The organism is Pseudoalteromonas sp., assembly GCF_041613455.1.
GTDB lineage: Bacteria > Pseudomonadota > Gammaproteobacteria > Enterobacterales > Alteromonadaceae > Pseudoalteromonas.
On sequence record NZ_JBFJHD010000342.1, the window covers coordinates 1 to 1,906 of the forward strand.

The 1,906-nt window shown below is 41.6% G+C and carries 2 protein-coding genes; both read right to left on the bottom strand.

What is annotated here, in order from left to right; all coding sequences use genetic code 11:
• Positions 1-1,291 (bottom strand): bifunctional UDP-N-acetylglucosamine diphosphorylase/glucosamine-1-phosphate N-acetyltransferase GlmU (gene glmU / locus ABYB02_RS16870; RefSeq protein ID WP_372763520.1); only part of this gene is annotated, 1,291 nt, incomplete at its 3' end.
• Between the two features lie 297 nt (positions 1,292-1,588).
• Positions 1,589-1,906: ATP synthase F1 subunit epsilon (gene atpC / locus ABYB02_RS16875; RefSeq protein ID WP_372763521.1), on the bottom strand; the 318-nt coding region annotated here is incomplete at its 5' end.

Below are 1,906 nucleotides of genomic sequence, written 5' to 3' on the forward strand. Positions count from 1 at the left end.
CATCTGCTACTGTATTCGTAATAACAGAGCCTGCACCAATTGTTGCCATTGCACCAATATTTACGGGTGCAACAAGCGATGAGTTAGAACCAATAAAGGCATTGTTGCCAATAATGGTTTTTGCTTTATTAACGCCGTCATAGTTACAGGTAATAGTACCCGCGCCAATATTAACCTTTTCGCCAATTTCAGCATCACCTAGGTAACTTAAGTGATTAGCTTTAGAGCCTTTACCTAAACGGGTTTTTTTCATTTCGACGAAGTTACCAACATGTGAGTCTTCTTCCATAATTGCACCTGGGCGAAGGCGGGCATAGGGACCAAGCGTACATTTAGCAGCAACTGTTGCATCTTCTATGAGTGTATTAGCTTTTATTATAACGTTATCGCCAATGCTGCAGTTTTTGAGCACACAGTTTGGTCCAATTTCAACGTTATGACCTATAGTCACTTTGCCTTCAAAAATCACGTTTATATCTATTAGTACATCTTCACCGGTGGTGACTGTTCCGCGAACATCTATACGGGCAGGATCGGCAAGTGTTGCCCCATTAAGCATTAATTCTTGTGCTTGCCATGCTTGGTACGCACGTTCAAGGCCAGCTAGTTGTATACGATTATTAGCGCCTTCTACTTCCATTGGGTGATCTGGCTGAGCTGATGTAATTTCGACACCTTCGCTATGCGCCATTGCCACTATGTCGGTTAGGTAATATTCGCCTTGTGCATTATTGTTAGATAAGTTGCCTAACCAGCTTTTTAGCAATCGACCATTAACGGCCATAATACCGGTATTTACTTCGCTAATAAGTAATTGCTCTGGGCTGGCATCTTTTTGCTCAACAATACCCACTAACTTGCCATCAACACGTAGCATACGTCCGTAACCATTTGGATTGGCTAAATTTACGGTTAATACCGCTAAACCATGTTTAGGTGTCGCAGCTAATAAACGTTCAAGCGTTGATTGCTTAGTTAAAGGCACGTCACCGTATAAAATCAGCACTGTATCATCGTCATTAACATGAGAGTTGGCTTGCGCTACTGCATGACCCGTACCTAACTGCTCAGCTTGGAGTACCCAATTTACGTTGTTGTTGGCCAGTTGTTGTTGTAATAGTTCGCCACCATGACCGTAAACTAAGTTAGTAGTAGTTGCACCTAGTGCTTTTGCGTTATCAATAACGTGCTGCACCATAGGTTTGCCAGCCACTTTATGAAGAACTTTAGGTAGCGCTGAGCGCATGCGAGTACCTTTACCCGCTGCAAGAATAACCGTTGTTAGAGACATTAAAACAATTTCCTTTTTTCGTTGTTTTAGCTAAATAAGCGCGTACTGGTGCACAGTAGATTATGTAAATCACATCATGTGCAAATACTCAGTAGCTTAATTACTGACTACTGAATCTTGGCTGAAACACTCAGACACTTCAATGGCGTTATTGTAACGGGGATTAGTGATGGATATAAGTAACAAGGGATAAATAGTGAGCACAAAAAGTAAATTTATAATTTTTATAACATTGCTGATTTATATTACAGGCACAAAAAAGCCCACGTTATGTGGGCTTTTAAAAACCAGATAGGCTTACTTTTTACGTAATTGCTGAATAATGCGTAGCTGAGCAATTGCTTCAGCTAGTTGCACTGCGGCTTGATTATAATCAAGTTCAGCAGATGCACCTTTCGCCATTTGAGCTTCAGCGTCACGTTTAGCAGCTTCTGCAGCTTGCTCGTCAAGGTCTTCACCACGAACAGCTGTATCAGCAAGAACAGTCACTAGATTAGGTTGTACTTCTAATGTACCGCCAGCAATGTAGATGAACTCTTCTTCACCAAATTGCTTAACTAAACGTACCATACCAGGTTTAAGGGCAGTAAGTAGTGGAGCGTGACCAGCATTAAC